Genomic DNA, 17,646 nt, shown 5'->3' on the forward strand with positions numbered 1-17,646 from the left:
GAATTTCGTATATATGGTTGTTAGCATGCGCGTATTCACACAGGACACAGCACATCATGAAAGTGTTATTTATCTGCACCGGCAACTCTGCCCGCTCGCAACTGGCGGAAGTGGTACTGCGCAATATGGCCGGCGACCACTTTGAAGTCTTCAGTGCCGGAACGCAGCCGGAAGGCATCGATAGCAGAACACTCCAGACACTGGATAAAGCCAGCTTGCCAACCGTGGGCCTGCGCTCCAAGAGCCTGACCGAATTTGCCGCGCAGTCATTTGATTATGTGATTACGCTCTGCGACAAGGCACATCAGGAGTGCCGCCAATGGCCAACCGCCGGAGTGACGATGGCCTGGGACTTTCCTGACCCCAAAGCCAGCGACGCCCCCCTGGCGTTCACCCGGACCTTGCAGGAAATCAGCGAGCGCATCCGTCTGTTTGTGCTGGTCAACAGCAAGGCCAGCAAACCAGATCCGTCGTTTACGCCGGTCGAATTTTTCAAAGCCATGGCCGATGACACTCGCCTGCAATCCTTGCTGCTGATCGCCGACCGGGGAGAATTATGCGTTTGTGAGCTGATGACCGCCCTGAACGAATCACAACCCAAAATCTCACGCCATCTGGCGCAACTGCGCAAGAACAACATTTTGAAAGACCGCCGCCAAGGGCAATGGGTGTACTACCAACTGCACCCCCTGATGCCCTCCTGGGCCAGGGATGTTTTGCACATCACCTTCGCCAACAACACCGACTACCTGGCAGAGGCGCTGCAACGCCTGTCTGCCGATGCCACCACGACCGGAGACGCTTGACATGAAAATCCTGTATATCTGCACCCACAACCGCTGCCGCAGCATTCTTTCGGAAGCCGTCACCAACCATAAGTCTGACGGCTCGCTGGTGGCCAGAAGTGCCGGGAGCCAACCGTCCGGAGAAGTACACCCACTGTCACTGAAATATCTCGCCGAAGCCGGTATGGATACCACCGGCCTGCAAAGCCAGTCCTGGGATGATCTCGAAGATTTTGCGCCAGACCTGGTAGTAACCGTATGTGATTCTGCCGCCGGAGAAGCATGCCCGGTCTGGTTCGGACAATCCCTCAAGGTGCACTGGGGATTGGAAGATCCGTCCAAATTACAAGGCAGCGATGATGAGATTGCAGCGGCGTTTCGCCACACCATCCAGCAAATCGAAACACGCGTCGACGCCCTGCAGGACATCGCCCGGCTGGATAAAAGCCTGTGGCCAGCCGCACTGGCACAACAGGGGGCCAAATAATGGATCTGCACGATATGTCACTGCCCAACCTCGACGAAAATCACTTCCAAATCCCGAAGCCAGCGTCATTCAGCCTTGCGGGGCCGGAGCATAAGCCGCGTTTCTTGCTGCTGTACGGTTCCTTGCGCGACCGCTCTTTCAGCCGTCTGGTTATTGAAGAATGCGCCCGGCTGCTGGTCCATATGGGCGGCGAAGTCCGTATTTTTAATCCATCCGGATTACCACTACCGGACGATGCCGATGATCAGCATCCCAAGGTCAAGGAATTACGCGAGCTGGTTGTCTGGTCGGAAGGACAAGTCTGGTGTTCACCGGAACGCCATGGTTCGATCACCGGCATCATGAAAACCCAGATTGACTGGGTACCCCTGTCGATGGGCGCAGTGCGGCCGACCCAGGGCAAAACCCTGGCCGTGATGCAGGTCGAAGGTGGCTCGCAGTCGTTTAATGCCGTCAACCAGCTGCGCGTGCTCGGCCGCTGGATGCGCATGATCACCATCCCGAACCAGTCTTCAGTGGCCAAGGCCTTTATGGAGTTCGACGACAACAATCGCATGAAACCATCTGGCTACTACAACCGCATCGTCGATGTGATGGAAGAGCTGATGAAATTTACCCTGCTCACCCGCCATAACAGCGCCTATCTGGTCGACCGGTATTCCGAGCGGGTAGAAAGTGCCGAGGCACTGATGCAACGCGTCAATCAACGATCTATCTAGGAGCAAACCAGCATGGGACTGTTTGAACGTTATCTATCGGTGTGGGTTGCCTTGTGTATTGCGGCAGGCGTACTGCTTGGCAATCTGCTGCCGACAGTGTTTACCCTGATCGCCACATGGGAATACGCCCATGTAAATCTGGTTGTGGCCGTGCTGATCTGGCTGATGATCTATCCCATGATGATCCAGATCGATTTCAGCTCACTGAAAGACGTGGGCAAAAAACCCAAAGGCCTGGCCCTGACACTGGTCGTCAACTGGCTGATCAAGCCTTTCACCATGGCAATGCTGGGCTGGTTGTTCTTCAAGGTCTTGTTTGCCGGCTGGGTCGATCCACAATCCGCAGAAGAGTATATTGCCGGGATGATCCTGCTCGGGGTTGCTCCCTGCACCGCGATGGTGTTTGTCTGGAGCCAACTGACACGGGGCGACGCCAATTACACATTGGTTCAGGTCTCGATCAACGACATCATCATGATTTTTGCCTTTGCACCGATTACCGCTTTTTTGCTGGGGATCAGTGATATTCAGGTGCCATGGGAAACCCTGCTGATTTCCGTCCTGTTATACGTTGTTTTGCCATTGATTGCCGGTGCCCTGACCCGCAAGAAACTTGACCGGGGAAACGATCACCAGCGCCTGAACAGTTTTGTTGCCGCTCTGAAACCCTGGTCGATCGTTGGCTTGCTGACCACAGTGATTTTGCTGTTTGGTTTTCAGGCCGAAACCCTGCTGGAAAAACCCCTGGTTATCGGCCTGATTGCCATTCCGCTGTTGATTCAGACCTACGGCATCTTTGCCTTGAGCTACTTCGCCGCCAAACGGATGAAACTGGCACACAACGTAGCTGCACCCGCCAGTATGATTGGCTCGTCCAACTTCTTTGAGCTGGCCGTTGCCGTCGCGATTTCACTGTTTGGCCTGCACTCCGGAGCCGCCCTGGCCACCGTGGTCGGTGTATTGGTGGAAGTGCCGGTGATGCTGTCGCTGGTCTGGTTCGCCAACCGTACCCGTCACTGGTTTGATTGATATTTGAGACCACGCAGGGCTGCCATGGAGGGCGCCCCGGCATCGTGATTCCGGCCCTACGGCCGTGGCACCGTTGTAATATCAAACGCGTTCAGGCACTGCACGCAAATACACCGTTGTCCGGCAGAATCACGATTTTGTTCCAGCAATTGCGGCGGGAAGGTCGCTGTCATACACCAGCACTGCGCCGCATCCCGCTGGTTGGCCACGGCGCATTCATTATCCCTGGCACACAAGGGACACAGCCGCGGCGAGGGTTCTCCGAGGTCTGTCCCTTGCACCGTCCGCTCTGATGGTATGACAGTCGTCACCGGGTCAGTCATCTTGATTTCCAATTCCATTAACAGGCACTAGCCTGACTGCTATTCAGACCACACGGCCAATTCATTACCACTGGGTTCGGTAAAATGAAAACGGCGGCCCCCCGGGAAAGTAAATATCGGCTGAATAATCACCCCACCAGCTTGCTCAACCGCCGCCAGAGTCTCTTCCAGATGGTTGCTGAAAAATACTAATAGCGCACCGCCTTGCTCCACTCGGGAGGCCAGCTCCGCCCGATAAAATCCGCCGTCGAGTCCTGCGTCGGCAAACGCAGTGTAATCCGGGCCGTAGTCAATAAACTGCCAGCCAAAGGCAGCGTTAAAAAATGCCTTGGTGGCTTCCAGATTACTGGCTGCCATTTCTACGTAGTTCAGTTTGCCGTGCTGATTCATGGCTTTGCCCTTTATGAATAACGTCTGTTGGTAACGTCTGTTGATCGCGCCGGTTGCTGATACTGACCGAACACATTGGCTTATAACATACGAATTACCCGTGCCGGGTTACCGGCTGCCACAGCACCGGCGGGAATATCCCGGTTCACCACACTGCCAGCCCCAATGACACAACGGTCACCAATCGTTACTCCGGGCAATACCGACACATTGCCACCAAGCCAGACATGGTGCCCAATCACAACCGGCGCGCCGGATTCGATCGTCTCTCGTTCAATAGGGTCTAACGGGTGTTTCGCCGTTGCGATCATACAGCCCGGCCCCATCATCACGTGTTCAGCGATTGTGACCGGGCAAACATCCAGAATCGTGAGATTATGATTGGCGTAAAAATGATCACCGATCTCGATATTCACCCCATAATCACAAAAGAAATTAGGCTCGATATAGGCACTGCCATGCAAGGTCAGCAAGCCATCCAGTAATGCCATACGAGCCGCAGGCTGGCGAGGATCGGCCTGGTTAAAGGCATGACAAACCGATTTGGCCAACAGGCGTGCTTGCAGCAGCTCGTTATCCCAGGCGTTATAAGGCAAACCAGCCAGCATTTTTTCACGTTCGGTCATACCGTCCCTTGCCGACAGCGGTCAACAAAGGTCTGGATCAGTTGACCGGAAATAGACATCGGTGGCGGGATTTCTGGCAAGTTGGTGTAGTGAAACCATTGGGCATCCGAGATTTCATCATCATCGATCACAATCTCGCCACTGGCGTAACGGCTGATAAACCCGACCATCAGCTGGCCCGGAAAAGGCCAGCTCTGGCTGCCAAAGTATTCAAGATCCTGCACCCGCACCCCAACTTCTTCCTTAACCTCACGGTGTACCGCATCTTCGATCGATTCACCGGCTTCGATAAACCCTGCCAATGTGCTGTAAAAATTGGTTTTGTAACGGGTGTGATGCGCCAGCAGGCAATATTCCCCCTTGATCACAATGGTAATCATGCAAGGTGAAATACGCGGATAATACATTTTGTTGCACGGCTCACACGTCATTGCCCGCTCAACCCGGTGCCGCTGGGTGGGTTGTCCGCACAGCCCACAAAAGCGATGCTCGCGAACCCAGACGCACAACTGCAACGCCCGCGCCAGAGCCAGATATTCCGCCGCAGAGGCAATGGCCATCAGCACCCGGGGAGACAGCCACTGATGTTGCGAAGAGGCGGTCGGCTGTGCCAGCTCAACCACAAAACACGGTGTCTTGCCGTTGGCGATGCCGACATAAATGGCCTGATCCTGGATGGGCAGATCGACCATTCCAGACAAGCGCTGCGCCTCCTCATCAGCATACAGCGTCAGTTGTGCCTCGATACCCGATAATAACTGTCCCTCACTCACCAGCAGATAACGAGGTGCTTGATCATGTTGCTCTGGCAGGTAATCGCACAGTTCAAAAGTAAAAATATGGCTCATGGTGAGCGCCTGTAACCTTGGCTTGAAAGTGTAACGATAACCCCGGCTGCCAAAGGCGGCAAATGCTCCGTGTGATTCATTCAGGCATAATCCACCGACCGATTGATGGTGTTTACGAAAGGCGAATACTGGCGTGGTTAAAAAAACAGCAACAAAAAACAGCAAAACCGGCAAGGCAAACAAGGCCGCTCTGAAACCGGTCAGCATCCAGTTGCCCGGACAAGGCCAACGCACCCTGCCAGCACAGGAAGCCATGGGACTGGCACAACGCTGGTCAGGCAGTGGCCAGCCCTTGCCCGCTCTGGATCTGCTCAAACAGGTCACGCAACAACTGCCCGGTTTTGCCGATGCCTGGATGCTGCTGTTTGCCACCCTCAATAAAACCGGAGACCAGCAAGGCCTGATTCATGAAGCGCAGCGCTGCCTGAGCAGCAAACCCCGTTTTATTCCGGCCCTGACCAACCTGTCCCAGGCTATGAGGCTGACCCAGCAACACCAGAGTGCCTTACAGCTGATCGACAAGGCCATCAAGCTGGAACCGGCACTGGCAGAATTGCACAACCACCGTGGTGTTATTCTGAAAGAAACAGGCCGCAGTGATGATGCACTTGCCAGCTTTAACCGCTGTCTGGCGCTGCAGCCCGGTAATGCCAATGCCATCTGGAACCGTTCCGACATGATCGGTGTCTTGCCAGAGCAGGAATATCAGGGTTATGCGGCGCTGGCGAGCGGCGACAATCTCCCCCCGAGACAACGGGTGATGGTGTATTACGCCCTCAGTCGCAGTGATGAGGCAGCCCAGGAATATGCCCGCCAGTTCGACAATATCAAAGCGGGTGCCGATCTCTATCGCTCGTTAGTGCCATACCAGCATCAGGCCGAACTCAACCAGATCGAAAAAACCATCAGCGCCTTTCCTGCCTCGCACCCTGCGCGTCCTTCTCCTTCCGCAGACCCGGCAAGCGATGTGATACCGGTCTTTATCTGTGGCTTGCCCCGTAGTGGCACCACACTGACCGAACACATTTTGTCCAGCCACCCCAGTGTGACTGCTGGCGACGAACTTAACGACCTGCCATTGGCCTGTGGTCAATACCTGACCCGTCGAGGCATTCGGAAAAGCTTTCCGGACTGGGTCGCCGATATGCCACAGGAAGGCTGGCAAGCCATTGGCAGCGCCTACCGCAAAAGCACCAGAGCACTGCAAGGCAGCGGCTGGTTTACCGACAAAAACCTACAAAACTACAAGGCGATCGGCGTGATTCGTCAGGCCTTGCCAGAGGCCAGGATCGTGGTCTGCCGACGTCACCCGATGGACAATTTGTGGGGCTGTTACCGCCAGTTTTTCTCCGAAGGCATGTACTTCACCTACCAGCAGGAAGAGTTGGCCGATATCTGGAACGCCAGCGACAAGCTGATTCAGCACTGGCAGAACACCGGAGCCGATATTTTTGTTATGGAGTATGAAGCCCTGATTGCCGAGCCAGAGCCGACCATCCGGGCACTGCTGGATTTTGTTGGCCTGCCGTGGGATGACGCCTGCCTGAATTTTCATAACAACAAGCGCAGTGTCCGTACCCTGTCGGCGACCCAGGTACGCCAGCCGCTATCAAACAGCCGGGTAGCTCAGTGGCGGCGTTACGAAGAGCAACTGCAACCGATGTTGCAACGGCTTAACCAGCCCTGAACCCTGCCTGCAGCATAAAACCGTTTCGCTCAGGCGCCAGGCTCCCATACCAAAGATCGGCATGGGAACCTGAAAACAGCACAAGCGGCGTGATTACATCACCGCCAGCACCAGACCACCGGCAGCGATAGAACCACCCGCAACACGAGCCACCAGGGTAGCAAGTGCAGGTTTACCGGCCTTGATCAGGGCGATACCAGCCAGATGCAAGACCAGCGTAGCCAGCATAAAGCCGCTCATATAGCCCAGACCGCTGGCCGCAAGCGGCATTTCGGCACCGTGAGCAACACCGTGAAACATCGCCATGGCCGCCGTCAGGGCAGTGCACAGCAGCAGGTTAAAGCGGGCTGCAAAAGCCACCAACAAACCGGCGGCGATCACCGACGCCAGAATACCGCTTTCCACAAAGGGGACGGTCATGCCTGCCATCGACAGGCCAGCGCCCAACGCCATGGTCGCGATAAACGCCAGTGGCAGTTGCCAGATGGCTTTCCCGCCCATTTGGGCTGCCCACAGGCCGACTGCCACCATGGCCAACAGGTGATCCAGCCCGGTAAACGGATGGCTCAGACCCGCCATCAGACCCGAGGTTTCGTGACCGGTATGCGCCATGGCTACCGTTGGCACCAGCGCCGCAACAGTCATGGACGCCGTGAGGGCAGTTTTAAAAATAGGTTTCATAGCGATTTCCTTGATGTCGTTCGTTCAACAAGAGTTGTTTAATCTCTTAATCTTTCGTCGTGTAATGTTTCAGTCGCGCCAGCGTCGTGCAAACAATGTTGTCGCTTACACCACTGCTTTGGCAGGTGGAATCTCTTTTGGCTCCAGCATGCCTTCGGTCACAATAAAGTGAATGATGTCATCCAGACCCTGGGCCTGTTTCAGGTTGGAGAATACAAATGGCCGGGTGCCACGCATTTTCCTGGCATCACGATCCATGACTTCCAGAGAAGCACCAACCAGAGGTGCCAGATCGGTTTTGTTGATGATCAACAAGTCCGATTTGGTAATGCCCGGGCCACCTTTGCGAGGAATCTTGTCCCCCGCCGACACGTCAATCACGTAGATCGTCAAGTCCGACAGCTCCGGGCTGAAGGTCGCACTGAGGTTATCGCCACCACTTTCGACAAACACCACATCCAGCGCACCGTGGCGCTCCAGCAGCTGGTCAATGGCTGCCAGGTTCATGGAAGCATCTTCACGAATGGCGGTGTGCGGGCAGCCGCCGGTTTCAACCCCAAGAATACGATCCGAGCTGAGCGCCTCGTTTTCGGTAAGGAATTTTGCGTCTTCCTTGGTGTAAATATCGTTGGTCACCACGGCAATATCGTAATGGTCACGCATCGCGGTACACAACGAACGCAGCAGCGCTGTCTTGCCTGAGCCAACCGGGCCGCCTACGCCTACGCGTAATGTCTGTTTTGGTTTCGACATACAAATCCCCTTGTCTTTTTAACGCCGTTCGACTCGTTCAGGAGCGAAACAGGCGTGAGTACATATGTTCATGTTGAGAACTGACAATCGCCAGAGCGGGCAAGCCTGCTCCGATCCCATCGTCGTCGATGGTGTCGGCTCGATCCAATGCCTGTTGTAACGCCGGCTGTAAGGCACCCAGCAGTTGCTGGGCCTGGGTTTGCCCCAAAGGCACCAGCTTGGTTGCTGCGGCAATCTGGTTTTCCAGCCAGGACCATAACAATCCCAGCGCTGCCGACCGATAAGGAATTCCCCATCCACCAGCCGCCAGCGCAAACAGGCAGACAAAACTGACCGGCTCTCCTTTGGCAAAAGGCAGATCCATATTCAGGCTGGTCAGCAGACGGTGCAAGGCTTCTCCCATGGCGGTATCGGTCAGCCGCAATTCACGGGTTTCCCGACAGGCCAGCAGCAAGTCATTCAGGCGCTGTAATTCTGCCGGGTCATTCGCGTCAATGGCGGCCATACACCGCCGCAAGACCGGCACATCCGTGGTCGCCAGGCTGTATACCAGCTGCTCGCTCACCCATTGACTGACCTGATCGGCGTTGCGAATCCAGCCCGCCTCAATGGCGTATTCCATGCCGTGGGAAAACGCATACCCGCCCACCGGCAAACTGACCGAGCACAGCTGCATCAAGCGGATCAGACCGGCGTCACTCAAGGTGGCCCCGGCGGCCGCTTCAGTGATGATGGCCATCGGCATGCCCGTGGGAGTGGCCGTGACCTTGTGAATGGTCGTGATCGTCATCATGGCTGTGGCTGTGATCATGGTCGTGACCGTGTGAATGACCGCCATGACCGCCGTTGGCATAAGCCCCCGATTCCGGCACAAAAACAGCCTCGGTCGCACTGACCGTCAGGCCGAGTAATACCAGCATTTCTTCCAACACATGATCCGGTGTAATACGCAGCCAGCGCTCCCCGACTTGCAATTTCACATGGCGATTACCCAGGTGATAACAGGCCCGGGAAAAAGTGCGCCAGTCATCACACGTTGCTTCTGCAACGGCTTCGACTGCACCATCAATCTGTACTATTTTGCCGCATTGGGTTTTCAGAAACTCGCCAACCAGCAGCGGCTTGCCACGTTCCAGAAACACCCGCACTTCTTCACCGTCTGTGCTGACCAGGCGTAAACGCCCACGGTCGCGCTGCTCATGCGTCAGGCAAACCGTGGCGTAAATCGGGCCGGCGGCCTCAAGGCCAAGGCGTTCGTAAACTTCCAGCATTGTGTTCTCCCAATTCACTCAGAACAGGCAATACAACTGCGCCAAAGGCAGTTCGGTTGCCGGTTCACAGGTTAGCAGCTCGCCGTCGGCACGGACTTCATAGGTTTGCGGGTCGACGGTGATATTCGGCTGCCAGCTGTTGTGCACCATATCGCTTTTGCGAATGTTGCGGGTATTTTTACAGGCCACCAGCTCGCGCTTGATGCCCAGTTGCTCTTTCAGGCCATTATCCAGCGCCGCCTGGGACACCATGGTGAACGAGGTTTTGGCCGCCGCCGAACCATGGGCACCAAACATCGGCCGGTAATGCACTGGTTGTGGAGTCGGTATCGACGCGTTCGGATCACCCATTTGTGCCGCCGCAATCATGCCGCCCTTGATGATCATGGAAGGTTTGACGCCAAAAAAAGCCGGTTTCCACAACACCAGATCCGCCAGTTTACCCGGCTCAATCGAACCCACTTCGTGGGAGATGCCGTGGGTAATCGCCGGATTGATGGTGTACTTGGCGATATAGCGACGGGCACGGAAGTTGTCATTCCCTTGCGCCTGGTCTTCTTCCAGAAAACCAAACTGCTGCTTCATTTTATGGGCGGTTTGCCAGGTGCGTGTGACCACTTCGCCGACTCGTCCCATGGCCTGGGAGTCGGACGAGATCATCGAAAAGGCACCGCGATCGTGAAAGATATCTTCCGCTGCGATGGTTTCCTTGCGGATACGTGAATCAGCAAAGGCAACGTCTTCCGGAATAGAGGTATCCAGATGGTGACAAACCATCAGCATGTCCAGATGCTCATCCACCGTGTTTACGGTATAGGGCCGGGTCGGGTTGGTGGAGGACGGCAATACATTCGGGTAGGAACAGGCACGGATAATATCCGGTGCGTGACCGCCCCCGGCACCTTCGGTGTGATAGGTATGAATCACCCGATCCTTGAACGCTCCGATGGTGTCGTCGACAAAACCGGATTCATTCAGGGTGTCGGTGTGAATCGCCACCTGTACATCGTATTGCTCCGCCACGCCCAGGCAGCAGTCGATGGCCGCAGGGGTGGTGCCCCAGTCTTCGTGCAGCTTCAGGCCACAGGCACCGGCTTGCAGCTGTTCTTCCAGGGCGTCTGGCAGGCTGGCGTTACCCTTGCCCAGAAAGCCGAGGTTCATCGGCATATCGTCAGTGCTCTGGATCATTTTGGCCAGATACCATGGCCCCGGCGTACAGGTTGTGGCATTGGTGCCGGTGGCCGGGCCAGTACCACCACCGATCATGGTGGTAACGCCGCTCATCAATGCTTCTTCAATCTGTTGCGGACAAATAAAGTGAATATGGGCATCAATGCCCCCTGCGGTCAGGATCGAGCCTTCTCCGGCGATCACTTCCGTACCGGGGCCAACGATAATATCGACACTGTCCTGAATATCCGGATTACCGGCCTTGCCGACTTTGACAATACGACCGTTCTTGATGCCGACGTCACCTTTGACAATCCCCCAATGATCCAGCACCAGTGCGTTGGTAATCACCAGATCCATGGCGGGCTCACCTTCGGGCGGATTATTCAGCGCCTGGCTCTGGCCCATGCCGTCACGGATAACCTTGCCACCGCCAAATTTGACTTCGTCACCATAAACCGTGAAATCCTGCTCCACTTCGATCCACAGGTCGGTATCACCCAGGCGTACCTTGTCGCCCACGGTAGGACCAAACATCTGGGCGTAAGCGGTGCGATCCATTTTTACCGAGACGGTGCTCTCGTCAGCGGCAGCAGCAGCGGGCAACGTGCCCATGACATCACCACGGAAGCCATAGATTTCACGCTTGCCCGCAAACTCCACCAGTTCCACTTCACGCCCTTGACCCGGCTCAAACCGGACCGCCGTTCCAGAAGCAATATTGAGATGGAATCCCAGTGCGGCCTCACGATCAAAGCTGAGTGCCGGATTGGTTTCGGCAAAATGATAATGGGAGCCAACCTGAATCGGGCGGTCCCCGGTGTTTTCCACCCGGACGGTCAGGGTTTTACGGCCAGCGTTCAGTTCGATTTCGCCGCTGGCAGCTTGTACTTCACCTGGTATAAACATGGAGTGTCTCCCTGTAATGGGGTTTAAACGTGTTCTTGCTGGATGCTTTGCGCCAGCCCGGTATGCCCGGTGACTGACGACGGCCACGACGGATCACCCGCCGGACAATCTAGCAAATAGGCTCGTGCACAGTGACCAACTTGGTGCCATCCGGAAAGGTGGCTTCTACCTGCACTTCATGGATCAGCTCAGGTACCCCGTCCATCACCTGATCACTGCTGAGCAGGGTTTTGCCATAACTCATCAGTTCAGCCACGGTTTTACCGTCACGCGCCCCTTCAACAATTTCCATGGTGATATAGGCCATGGCTTCCGGGTAGTTCAGTTTCAAGCCACGATTCAGGCGTCGTTCAGCCAGCAAGGCGGCAGTAAATATCAACAGCTTGTCTTTTTCTCTTGGCAGTAGTTCCATGCCGGACCTCTTTGATGTTGGTCGTATTATTCAGGTTGGAGCCGCCGGTCAGGTGGCCCAGATTCGTGGGGCGCAGGCATTGCGCCCTGTCAGCAACGGGCGGATTTCTTGCCAGCAGCGGGTAAACAGTGAGCGCCCTTGTTCCGAGCAATGACCAAGATAACGGATAATCAGAAAATCATGATTAAGAGTAACACCTGTTAGATATGCTTTTCCAGACCCGTCCGGTTGCAGTAATTCGCGCAACTGCTGGATATGCTCTTCGGTCAGCAAGGCCTGGCCATCGGGTTGGTCTGGGCTGCCGTCCGACAAAAACGGCCCGGCCACCATCATGCCGCTGATGGGCATGGATTGCAGTCCGGTCATGGCGGCGTAGAGGCCTTGCTGGCCATCCACCACCAGGCGTTCTCGCAGCACCAGCCGACCATCACGGAACAGATTGAGATTCTGGGTGAATGAACTGTCGGCGCTGAACGGTTGGCTTGAAGCCGGTAATCCCAGACTGGTGACATCCCAACCGATATAGCTTGCCCCGGCTGACAGGTAAACATCGGTATCCAGACGCGTATTGGCCCCCGGATAAATGATGCTCTCCAGCGGCAGCCATTCCAGTGTTGCCTGTTCGGCCAGTTCAAAGCGAAGGGTTTGTCGTTGCAAGGTTTTATCAGCACGGGCCTTGTAGGCCCGACCGGCACCGGGAGTGGTGATCAACGCTGATGCCGCTGGGCCAAGACTGGCGCTGATGGCCAGCGTATCCCCTGAGACCATACCACCGGGAGGATGCAGCAAATACACATGCGCCAGCTCGCGCCCTTCCGGGTAAAACGGCTTTTGCACATACAACGGCCCGTGATGGACGTTGCTTTTTAACACCGAGCCGCGCGCGGTTCGGCTGATGCCTAACGCCAGTGATGCGTTCCAGCGGGATGGCTCCGCTGGAGGGACTGACGCTGGCTCTTTAACCGGCATATTCATGCCGCGTACTCCTTGATCTGTTATGCCAATAAGCGAGGGTTGCTTGCCATCATACTGCCAGATATTGTCGAATCAGGGCATCGTTCAAATTGGCCATCTTGTCACTTGCAACAACCCGGCCCTTTTCCATCAGCCGGAACTCTTTACCGACCCGGCGCGCAAAACCGAGTTTCTGCTCAACCAGAATCACCGTCAGCCCTTCCTCTTCGTTCAGCTTGAGGATGACATCGCCAATCTGACGGACGATATTGGGCTGAATACCTTCGTTGGGTTCATCCAGAATCAGGACATTGGGTTCGATCACCAGTGCCCGCCCGATAGCCAGCTGCTGCTGCTGACCACCGGAAAGGTCACCGCCACGGCGGTGCAGCATTTCTTTCAAGACTGGAAACAGGGTAAAGATTTTTTCCGGAATCTCGGCCGAATCATCCTCACGCCCCAGCATTTTTAACCGCTGCTTGCGAATGGGCAGACCAATCCGCAGGTTTTCTTCCACCGACAGCATCGGGAAAATATCCCGTCCTTGCGGCACGTAACCAATACCGGCCACGGCCCGGGCTTCGGCATTTTTCTTGTGCAGCGGCTCACCGTCGAGCAGGATTTCACCATTCGAAATCGGCAATAGTCCCATCAGGCATTTCAGCAGTGTGGTTTTGCCGACTCCATTACGCCCCATAATGCAGGTACAGGAGCCTTGCTCAATCGCCAGATCGAGATCCCACAAAATCTGGGTGCCGCCATACAGTTGGTTGACCTTGTTAATGGCAATCATGCTTCTTCCCCCAGATACACTTCAATCACGTCGCGGTTGCTCTGAATCTGGTCCATGGTGCCTTCGGCCAGAACGGCTCCCTGGTGCAAGACGGTCACGGTTCGGGCAATACTGCGGACAAATTCCATATCGTGTTCCACCACAATCACCGTGTGTTTCCCGGCCAGCGAGGTCAGCAACTCAGCGGTGCGTTCGGTTTCCTGCGGGGTCATGCCAGCCACCGGCTCATCCACCAGCAGCAGCCGGGGTTGTGCCATCAGCAACATGCCGATCTCCAGCCATTGCTTCTGACCGTGGGACAAGGCACCGGCCAGCATCGAGCGCTGTTCCGTCAGGCCGATGATTTCCAGCACTTCTTCGATACGACCGATTTCCGTCGGACTGAGACGGGCAAACAGCGTGGGCAACACCCCCTTGTTGGACTTCAGCGACAGCTCCAGGTTGTCGAATACGCTGTGTGCTTCAAACACCGTCGGTTTCTGGAACTTGCGACCAATGCCCAGTTCGGCAATTTCCGCTTCCGAGCGGTTCAGCAAATTATGATTGCTGCCAAAATACACCGTACCGGAGTCCGGTTGGGTCTTGCCGGTAATCACGTCCATCATGGTGGTTTTACCGGCCCCGTTGGCACCAATCAAGCAACGCAACTCACCATCGTTGACGTACAAATTGAGGTTATTCAAGGCCTTGAAACCGTCAAAGCTGAGGTTCACCCCTTCGACATACAGAATCATCTGCTGCGAGACATTGACCTCTGGCTGCTTCGGCATCAGAAATGGCCAGACCTGATCCGGCCGCAAGGCATCCCGGGCCTGATCGGAAACTGTTTCAATCACACTCATGAGGACACCCCGCTGGAATCCGACGTTGATGTTGTTGGCGCTGCTGACGTTGCAGGTGTTGATGTTGCCGCGGTGGATGCAGATGCTTCAGGCGCGGCGGGTCGAGTCGCAAAACGCTGCTGCAGCTGACCGTAAATACCCATCAAGCCTTTTGGCAAATACAGCGTTACCAATACAAACAGTGCACCCAGCGCAAACAGCCAGCCATCCGGCATAATGGCCGTAAACCGTGTCTTGGCGTAGTTCACCAGCAACGCCCCAATAACCGCACCAATCAGCGTGCCACGGCCACCAACCGCCACCCAGATCACCACCTCAATCGAGTTGATGGGGGAAAACTCTCCGGGGTTGATAATACCCACCTGAGGCACATACAAGGCCCCGGCAATTGCCGCAATCACTGCGGAATAGACAAACAGCCAAACCTTGTACTGCTCGGTGCGATAACCGATAAAGCGGGCGCGGGATTCGCCATCCCGAATGGCTACAATCACCTTGCCAAGCCGCGACTTCATAATCCAGTGACTGGTAATCAGTGTCAGCGACAGCATTAATGCCGTGATCAGAAACAGCGCCACCCGGGTGCTGTCCGACTGCAAATCAAAGCCGAGAATATCCTTGAAGTCGGTCAGGCCATTGTTGCCACCAAACCCCATTTCGTTGCGGAAAAACGACAGCAGCAAGGCATAGGTCAGTGCCTGGGTCATGATCGACAGATACACCCCGGTCACCCGCGAGCGAAACGCCAACCAGCCAAACACATACGCCAGAATACCGGGCACCAGCACCGCCATCAGCATGGCAAACCAGAACTGATCCATCCCCTGCCAGAACCAAGGCAACTCACTCCAGTCGAGGAACACCATAAAGTCGGGTAATTCCGGGTTGCCATAAACCCCGCGATCACCAATCTGGCGCATCAGGTACATGCCCATGCCGTAACCACCCAGCGCAAAAAATGCCCCGTGGCCAAGACTGAGAATGCCGCAATAGCCCCAAATCACATCCACCGCCAACGCCAACATGGCGTAGCTGAGGTATTTGCCCAACAAGGTAATGGTGTAGGTGCTGACATGAAATGCCGACGTTTCCGGCACCAGCAAATTGGCCGCCGATGCCAACACGGTCACCACCAGCAGCAGAATCACAAAGGGGGCGACCCGGCCACCAGGCTGACCCTTGTTTTTCAGCAAGGTCTGAAATACAGCAGCAAGTGCGTTCATTCTGCCGCCCTCCCTTTTTGAGGAAACAATCCTTTCGGACGTTTCTGGATAAACAGAATGATAAAGACCAACACCAGGATACTGGCCAGCACCGCTCCCGTAACCGGTTCCAGAAACTTGTTGGCAATACCCAGCGAGAAGGCTGCCACCAGCGTGCCGAGCAGATTGCCGACACCGCCAAAGACCACCACCATAAACGAATCAATAATATACGCCTGGCCCAGGTTCGGCCCCACGTTGGTCAGCTGGCTCAACGCCACCCCGGCAATACCGGCAATGCCGGAACCCAGACCAAAGGTCATGGCATCGACCCGGTCGGAGCGCACCCCCATGGCCCGGGCCATGGAACGATTCTGCGAGACCGCCCGAACATTCAGGCCCAGATTGGTTTTCTTCAAGATCAGTTGCAGGGCAAAAAACACCAACAACGCAAACGCCAGAATGTACAAACGATTCAGGGTCAGCGACAACACTGGGTTGATCTCGACCGAGCCACTCATCCACTCAGGAGATGCCACCTGCCGGTTCAGCGGCGAGAAAATCGTACGCACCAGCTGCTGCAGGATCAGGCTGATCCCGAAAGTCGCCAGCAGGGTTTCCAATGGGCGACCGTGCAAATGGCGAATGACCAGCCGCTCAATCAGGACGCCCATCAGACCCGATACAATAAAGGCAGCCGGGATCGCCACCCACAGTGAATAATCGATCAGGTTGGGCATGATCAGCTGAATCACATACGTCGTATAAGCCCCCAGCATGATCATTTCACCATGGGCCATATTGATCACCCCCATAACCCCGAAGGTAATGGCCAGACCAATCGCCGCCAGCAGCAAGACCGAGCCAAGGCTCAGGCCAAAAAACAACTGGTCAACAAAACCGTACAGTTCCACCCGTTCCTGAATACGGTCCAGCGCCTTCGCCGCTGCCTTACTGACCACCGGGTTGTAGTCACTGTGATCCGTTGCCATATCCGCGAAGTAACGCAGAACGTTGCGGGCATCACCTTCCAGACTGCCACCAATGGCTTCAATGGCCGCCAGTTGATCGGCTTGTTGTGTCGAACTTTCCAGCTGATACATGGCCAGCGCCAGATCCATGATTTCTTGAACCGATGCTACGGTTTCATGCTGACGCGCTGCCTGAATCGTCACGATGGTATCGGCATCCAGCTCCGACAGCAGGTTTTTCACCGCCGTCTCGCGTACTTCAGCCCGTTCGGACGACAAACGAATCCGGGCTATCACGCCATTCAAATAGTTGCGCAAGCGGTTATTTACCCGAATCTTTTTCACATCACGCTTGCCCAGGTCTGAGACCAGAACACTGGTCAGCGGGTCTTTATATTCGGTTTCGCCCTTGGTCTCGATCTTGCCGACCACCTGGCGTGTTGCTTTCACGTAGTAGAGATCCCCGGCGAGCAGGGTTTTGAACAGCGGCAGTATCTCCTTGCCGCCCAGGTCATGCAGTTGCTCCAGCACCGGGATCGTTTTGTTCAGCGAGGTTTCGGTCAACTCAAGCAGCAATGACTCGATCGTCACAACCGGAGCCAGCGCCTCAGCATCCAGGCCAGCTTCCAGCGTAACCGTCGTTAATTCAGATGGCTCAACAGCGACTGGCGTTGTCTCAGCGTCGGGCGCTCGTACCGCGTCGTCCAACTCGGCAAACACCGGCCCGGCCAGCATGCCGAGCAGGCAGCAGCAGGTAATAAACAGTTTTTTCACAATGAGGCTCCGCGTCTGAT

The 17,646-nt window shown here is 55.7% G+C and carries 19 protein-coding genes and 1 pseudogene; 5 read left to right on the top strand and 15 right to left on the bottom strand.

All coding sequences use genetic code 11. From position 1 onward, the window contains the following. Positions 1 to 56: 56 nt before the first annotated feature. Genes Q8W24_RS16855 through arsB form a run of 4 tightly spaced genes read left to right on the top strand, consistent with a single transcriptional unit; the run spans position 57 to position 3,020 of the window. A complete protein-coding gene (locus Q8W24_RS16855) occupies positions 57 to 806 on the top strand; it encodes a metalloregulator ArsR/SmtB family transcription factor (RefSeq protein ID WP_370693290.1) in 750 nt (249 codons plus the stop codon). Position 807: 1 nt separating this feature from the next. Next, positions 808 to 1,272, top strand: coding sequence for an arsenate reductase ArsC (locus Q8W24_RS01325; RefSeq protein WP_303433066.1), 465 nt, complete (start codon positions 808 to 810; stop codon positions 1,270 to 1,272). Further along, positions 1,272 to 1,991: an arsenical resistance protein ArsH gene (gene arsH / locus Q8W24_RS01330; protein WP_303433067.1), complete on the top strand. Its 720-nt coding sequence runs from the start codon at positions 1,272 to 1,274 to the stop codon at positions 1,989 to 1,991. The genes Q8W24_RS01325 and arsH overlap by 1 nt, the downstream gene beginning before the upstream one ends. A gap of 12 nt (positions 1,992 to 2,003) precedes the next feature. Beyond that, positions 2,004 to 3,020, top strand: coding sequence for an ACR3 family arsenite efflux transporter (gene arsB / locus Q8W24_RS01335; RefSeq protein WP_305414969.1), 1,017 nt, complete (start codon positions 2,004 to 2,006; stop codon positions 3,018 to 3,020). 56 nt (positions 3,021 to 3,076) lie between these two features. Here arsB and Q8W24_RS16860 read toward each other — a convergent pair whose 3' ends face one another. The 4 genes from Q8W24_RS16860 to nudC form a co-directional block, all read right to left on the bottom strand. Beyond that, a complete protein-coding gene (locus Q8W24_RS16860; RefSeq protein ID WP_370693291.1) occupies positions 3,077 to 3,361 on the bottom strand; it encodes a cysteine-rich CWC family protein in 285 nt (94 codons plus the stop codon). A 21-nt stretch (positions 3,362 to 3,382) separates the two neighbouring features. Then, a complete protein-coding gene (locus Q8W24_RS01340; RefSeq protein WP_305474128.1) occupies positions 3,383 to 3,733 on the bottom strand; it encodes a VOC family protein in 351 nt (116 codons plus the stop codon). 80 nt (positions 3,734 to 3,813) lie between these two features. Continuing rightward, complete coding sequence (locus tag Q8W24_RS01345; protein WP_305474129.1) at positions 3,814 to 4,359, bottom strand: sugar O-acetyltransferase; 546 nt, start codon at positions 4,357 to 4,359, stop codon at positions 3,814 to 3,816. Then, positions 4,356 to 5,207, bottom strand: coding sequence for an NAD(+) diphosphatase (nudC, locus tag Q8W24_RS01350; protein WP_305474130.1), 852 nt, complete (start codon positions 5,205 to 5,207; stop codon positions 4,356 to 4,358). The genes Q8W24_RS01345 and nudC overlap by 4 nt, the downstream gene beginning before the upstream one ends. A 133-nt stretch (positions 5,208 to 5,340) precedes the next feature. On the opposite strand from nudC, the gene Q8W24_RS01355 reads away from it, so the two are divergent. Continuing rightward, complete coding sequence (locus Q8W24_RS01355; RefSeq protein WP_305474133.1) at positions 5,341 to 6,894, top strand: tetratricopeptide repeat-containing sulfotransferase family protein; 1,554 nt, start codon at positions 5,341 to 5,343, stop codon at positions 6,892 to 6,894. A 93-nt stretch (positions 6,895 to 6,987) separates the two neighbouring features. Here the strand turns inward: Q8W24_RS01355 and Q8W24_RS01360 are convergent, their stop codons facing one another. The 11 genes and pseudogenes from Q8W24_RS01360 to urtB form a co-directional block, all read right to left on the bottom strand. Continuing rightward, positions 6,988 to 7,575: a HupE/UreJ family protein gene (locus Q8W24_RS01360; RefSeq protein ID WP_305474135.1), complete on the bottom strand. Its 588-nt coding sequence runs from the start codon at positions 7,573 to 7,575 to the stop codon at positions 6,988 to 6,990. Between the two features lie 105 nt (positions 7,576 to 7,680). Beyond that, complete coding sequence (gene ureG / locus Q8W24_RS01365; protein ID WP_303433076.1) at positions 7,681 to 8,328, bottom strand: urease accessory protein UreG; 648 nt, start codon at positions 8,326 to 8,328, stop codon at positions 7,681 to 7,683. A 37-nt stretch (positions 8,329 to 8,365) separates the two neighbouring features. After that, positions 8,366 to 9,139: an urease accessory protein UreF gene (locus tag Q8W24_RS01370; RefSeq protein ID WP_370693292.1), complete on the bottom strand. Its 774-nt coding sequence runs from the start codon at positions 9,137 to 9,139 to the stop codon at positions 8,366 to 8,368. A 10-nt stretch (positions 9,140 to 9,149) separates the two neighbouring features. After that, a pseudogene (gene ureE, locus Q8W24_RS01375) lies at positions 9,150 to 9,599 on the bottom strand (urease accessory protein UreE); the annotation flags it as partial. A gap of 18 nt (positions 9,600 to 9,617) precedes the next feature. Further along, on the bottom strand, positions 9,618 to 11,678 hold the full coding sequence (ureC, locus tag Q8W24_RS01380) for an urease subunit alpha (RefSeq protein ID WP_305414963.1): 2,061 nt from the start codon (positions 11,676 to 11,678) through the stop codon (positions 9,618 to 9,620). Positions 11,679 to 11,787: 109 nt separating this feature from the next. Continuing rightward, positions 11,788 to 12,090 carry an urease subunit gamma gene (locus Q8W24_RS01385; protein WP_303433078.1) on the bottom strand — a complete coding sequence of 101 codons (303 nt, stop codon included), beginning with the start codon at positions 12,088 to 12,090 and terminating at the stop codon, positions 11,788 to 11,790. A gap of 48 nt (positions 12,091 to 12,138) precedes the next feature. Next, on the bottom strand, positions 12,139 to 13,065 hold the full coding sequence (locus tag Q8W24_RS01390) for an urease accessory protein UreD (protein WP_305474137.1): 927 nt from the start codon (positions 13,063 to 13,065) through the stop codon (positions 12,139 to 12,141). 49 nt (positions 13,066 to 13,114) lie between these two features. Next, the gene (urtE, locus tag Q8W24_RS01395) at positions 13,115 to 13,837 is read right to left on the bottom strand and encodes an urea ABC transporter ATP-binding subunit UrtE (protein ID WP_303433080.1); all 723 of its coding nucleotides are present in this window, start codon (positions 13,835 to 13,837) and stop codon (positions 13,115 to 13,117) included. Next, entirely contained in the window at positions 13,834 to 14,679 is an 846-nt protein-coding gene (gene urtD, locus Q8W24_RS01400; RefSeq protein ID WP_305414960.1) for an urea ABC transporter ATP-binding protein UrtD, read from the bottom strand. Before urtD ends, urtE begins: the two co-directional genes overlap by 4 nt. Beyond that, entirely contained in the window at positions 14,676 to 15,902 is a 1,227-nt protein-coding gene (urtC, locus tag Q8W24_RS01405; RefSeq protein WP_305414959.1) for an urea ABC transporter permease subunit UrtC, read from the bottom strand. The genes urtD and urtC overlap by 4 nt, the downstream gene beginning before the upstream one ends. Next, positions 15,899 to 17,626 (bottom strand): urea ABC transporter permease subunit UrtB, encoded by a 1,728-nt coding sequence (gene urtB, locus Q8W24_RS01410; protein WP_305414957.1) that lies wholly within the window; start codon positions 17,624 to 17,626, stop codon positions 15,899 to 15,901. Before urtB ends, urtC begins: the two co-directional genes overlap by 4 nt. Between the last annotated feature and the right edge of the window lie 20 nt (positions 17,627 to 17,646).

It is taken from the genome of Oceanobacter sp. 4_MG-2023 (assembly GCF_030689165.1).
Taxonomy (GTDB): Bacteria; Pseudomonadota; Gammaproteobacteria; order Pseudomonadales; family Oceanobacteraceae; genus Oceanobacter.

Coding starts and splice junctions, on each gene's coding strand:
- Q8W24_RS16855 (WP_370693290.1), top strand. CDS start 57: ATGAAAGTGTTATTTATCTGCACCGGCAACTCTGCCCGCTCGCAACTG.
- Q8W24_RS01325 (WP_303433066.1), top strand. CDS start 808: ATGAAAATCCTGTATATCTGCACCCACAACCGCTGCCGCAGCATTCTT.
- arsH (WP_303433067.1), top strand. CDS start 1,272: ATGGATCTGCACGATATGTCACTGCCCAACCTCGACGAAAATCACTTC.
- arsB (WP_305414969.1), top strand. CDS start 2,004: ATGGGACTGTTTGAACGTTATCTATCGGTGTGGGTTGCCTTGTGTATT.
- Q8W24_RS16860 (WP_370693291.1), bottom strand. CDS start 3,361: ATGGAATTGGAAATCAAGATGACTGACCCGGTGACGACTGTCATACCA.
- Q8W24_RS01340 (WP_305474128.1), bottom strand. CDS start 3,733: ATGAATCAGCACGGCAAACTGAACTACGTAGAAATGGCAGCCAGTAAT.
- Q8W24_RS01345 (WP_305474129.1), bottom strand. CDS start 4,359: ATGACCGAACGTGAAAAAATGCTGGCTGGTTTGCCTTATAACGCCTGG.
- nudC (WP_305474130.1), bottom strand. CDS start 5,207: ATGAGCCATATTTTTACTTTTGAACTGTGCGATTACCTGCCAGAGCAA.
- Q8W24_RS01360 (WP_305474135.1), bottom strand. CDS start 7,575: ATGAAACCTATTTTTAAAACTGCCCTCACGGCGTCCATGACTGTTGCG.
- ureG (WP_303433076.1), bottom strand. CDS start 8,328: ATGTCGAAACCAAAACAGACATTACGCGTAGGCGTAGGCGGCCCGGTT.
- Q8W24_RS01370 (WP_370693292.1), bottom strand. CDS start 9,139: ATGATCACAGCCACAGCCATGATGACGATCACGACCATTCACAAGGTC.
- ureC (WP_305414963.1), bottom strand. CDS start 11,678: ATGTTTATACCAGGTGAAGTACAAGCTGCCAGCGGCGAAATCGAACTG.
- Q8W24_RS01385 (WP_303433078.1), bottom strand. CDS start 12,090: ATGGAACTACTGCCAAGAGAAAAAGACAAGCTGTTGATATTTACTGCC.
- Q8W24_RS01390 (WP_305474137.1), bottom strand. CDS start 13,065: ATGAATATGCCGGTTAAAGAGCCAGCGTCAGTCCCTCCAGCGGAGCCA.
- urtE (WP_303433080.1), bottom strand. CDS start 13,837: ATGATTGCCATTAACAAGGTCAACCAACTGTATGGCGGCACCCAGATT.
- urtD (WP_305414960.1), bottom strand. CDS start 14,679: ATGAGTGTGATTGAAACAGTTTCCGATCAGGCCCGGGATGCCTTGCGG.
- urtC (WP_305414959.1), bottom strand. CDS start 15,902: ATGAACGCACTTGCTGCTGTATTTCAGACCTTGCTGAAAAACAAGGGT.